3 protein-coding genes, 1 tRNA gene and 2 pseudogenes are annotated in these 2346 nt (G+C 65.9%); all 6 read left to right on the forward strand.

The genetic code is table 11. From position 1 onward, the window contains the following. A pseudogene (tuf, locus tag QZV97_RS20740) lies at positions 1–188 on the forward strand (elongation factor Tu); the annotation flags it as partial. 7 nt (positions 189–195) lie between these two features. After that, positions 196–271 (forward strand) — tRNA-Trp (locus QZV97_RS20745). Positions 272–408: 137 nt separating this feature from the next. After that, positions 409–792, forward strand: coding sequence for a preprotein translocase subunit SecE (secE, locus tag QZV97_RS20750; RefSeq protein WP_295647302.1), 384 nt, complete (start codon positions 409–411; stop codon positions 790–792). Between the two features lie 23 nt (positions 793–815). Further along, positions 816–1394: a transcription termination/antitermination protein NusG gene (gene nusG / locus QZV97_RS20755; protein WP_295647304.1), complete on the forward strand. Its 579-nt coding sequence runs from the start codon at positions 816–818 to the stop codon at positions 1392–1394. A 151-nt stretch (positions 1395–1545) separates the two neighbouring features. Beyond that, positions 1546–1977 (forward strand): 50S ribosomal protein L11, encoded by a 432-nt coding sequence (gene rplK / locus QZV97_RS20760; RefSeq protein WP_295647306.1) that lies wholly within the window; start codon positions 1546–1548, stop codon positions 1975–1977. A 2-nt stretch (positions 1978–1979) separates the two neighbouring features. Next, a pseudogene (gene rplA / locus QZV97_RS20765) lies at positions 1980–2346 on the forward strand (50S ribosomal protein L1); the annotation flags it as partial.

A 2346-nucleotide genomic window follows, 5' to 3' on the forward strand; every position in this document is an offset into this window, starting at 1 on the left:
TCCGCACGACGGACGTGACGGGGGCGGTGGAGCTGCCCAAGGACAAGGAGATGGTCATGCCCGGCGACAACGTCAGCATCACCGTCAAGCTGATCGCGCCGATCGCGATGGAAGAGGGCCTGCGCTTCGCCATCCGCGAAGGCGGCAGGACCGTCGGCGCCGGCGTCGTTGCGAAGATCATGGAGTGAATCGAGTAGGGGCATAGCTCAATTGGCAGAGCGTCGGTCTCCAAAACCGAAGGTTGGGGGTTCGAGACCCTCTGCCCCTGCCACGCAGACAGCGACGGAATCCCGCAGGTACTGACCGCACGACGCCGAGACAACCGACCATCGCAGCGGCCCGCAGGGCGTCTTCGGACCCCGCGGGCCTTGCCGCTCCAAGAAGAGGCTCTCGGCCTGGCTCCGAACGATGAACACACCGACCGTCGAAACCGTTTCCACCGCCGCTGACAAGGCCAAGCTCGCCGCCGCGGGGCTGCTGGTCGTCGGCGCCGTCGCGGCCTTCTACCTGCTGGGCAAGCAGGACCTGTGGCTGCGCGTGGTCGCGCTGCTGGCCCTGCTGGCGGCGGCCGTCGGCGTCTTCTTCACGGCGGAGCCGGGCAAGGCCCTGGCAGCCTTCGGGCGCGACTCGGTGCGTGAGCTGCGCAAGGTCGTGTGGCCCAGCCGCAAGGAGGCCATCCAGATGACCGGCTACGTGTTCGCCTTCGTGTTCGTCATGGCGCTGTTCCTGTGGCTCACCGACAAGACGCTGGAATGGCTGTTGTACGACCTGATCCTGGGTTGGCGGCGCTGAAGAAGCGCGTTCGAGGCTGAAACATGAGCGAAGTCCAGACCCAAGCCCCCACCGATGCCGCGCCGGCCAGTCCGCTGCGCTGGTACGTCGTGCACGCCTACTCCGGCATGGAGAAGGCGGTCGAGCGCAACCTGCGCGAGCGCATCGATCGCTCGGGCATGAACGCCAAGTTCGGCCGGATCCTGGTGCCGACCGAGGAAGTGGTCGAGATGAAGAACGGCAAGAAGGCCGTCACCGAGCGCCGCTTCTTCCCCGGCTACGTGCTGGTCGAGATGCTGATGGACGACGAGTCCTGGCACCTGGTCAAGCACACCTCCAAGGTGACCGGCTTCGTCGGCGGCGCGAAGAACCGCCCGGCCCCGATCTCCGAGGCCGAGGTGATGAAGATCGTGCACCAGATGCAGGAAGGCATCGAGAAGCCCAAGCCCAAGGTCGAGTGGGAAGTGGGCGAACTGGTGCGCGTGAAGGAAGGCCCGTTCACCGACTTCAACGGTGCGATCGAGGACGTCAACTACGACAAGTCCAAGGTGCGCGTCTCGGTGACGATCTTCGGGCGCTCGACGCCGGTGGAACTCGACTTCCACGAGGTCGAGAAGACTTGATGGCCCGGAGGCGGGCCCGCGGCCGCAAGGACGCGAACGCCTCCCGTTGCTGCCGGTGACGTGACACCGGCTTGAGGAGCCCGGGTAACCAGTCCCTGGCGTTTGCACTCGATCCCCGACGCATGGCGACGGGGACTTTCGGAGAGTAGAGATGGCCAAGAAGATTGTCGGCTTCATCAAGCTGCAGATCCCGGCCGGCAAGGCGAATCCCTCGCCGCCGATCGGTCCCGCGCTGGGTCAGCGCGGCCTCAACATCATGGAGTTCTGCAAGGCGTTCAACGCCCAGACCCAGTCGATGGAACCCGGCCTCGTGCTGCCGGTCGTGATCACCGCGTTCGCGGACAAGTCGTTCACCTTCATCCTCAAGACGCCGCCGGCGACCGTGCTGCTGAAGAAGGCCGCCAAGCTCGACAAGGGCTCGGCCAAGCCGCACACCGACAAGGTGGCCAAGCTGACGCGCGCCCAGGTCGAGGAGATCGCCAAGACCAAGCTGAAGGACCTGACGGCCGCCGATCTCGACGCCGCGGTCCGCACGATCGCCGGTTCCGCCCGCTCGATGGGCATCACGGTGGAGGGTCTCTGATCATGGCCAAGCTCACCAAGCGCCAGAAGGCCCTCGAGGGCAAGGTCGACAGCACCAAGCTGTACCCGATCGACGACGCCTTCAAGATCGTGCGTGACTGCGCGACCGCGAAGTTCGACGAGTCGATCGACGTCGCCGTCCAGCTCGGCATCGACGCCAAGAAGTCCGACCAGGTCGTTCGCGGCGCGGTCGTGCTGCCCAACGGCACCGGCAAGACCAAGCGCGTCGCGGTGTTCGCCCAGGGTGCCAAGGCCGAGGAAGCCAAGGCCGCTGGCGCCGACATCGTCGGCATGGAAGACCTCGCCGAGCAGGTCAAGGCCGGCAACCTGAACTTCGATGTCGTCATCGCGTCTCCGGACACGATGCGCG

This window comes from uncultured Methylibium sp., assembly GCF_902826655.1.
GTDB lineage: Bacteria > Pseudomonadota > Gammaproteobacteria > Burkholderiales > Burkholderiaceae_C > Methylibium.

Excerpts from the sequence above, each read along its gene's own strand:
- secE (WP_295647302.1), top strand. The coding sequence starts at position 409 with ATGAACACACCGACCGTCGAAACCGTTTCCACCGCCGCTGACAAGGCC.
- nusG (WP_295647304.1), top strand. The coding sequence starts at position 816 with ATGAGCGAAGTCCAGACCCAAGCCCCCACCGATGCCGCGCCGGCCAGT.
- rplK (WP_295647306.1), top strand. The coding sequence starts at position 1,546 with ATGGCCAAGAAGATTGTCGGCTTCATCAAGCTGCAGATCCCGGCCGGC.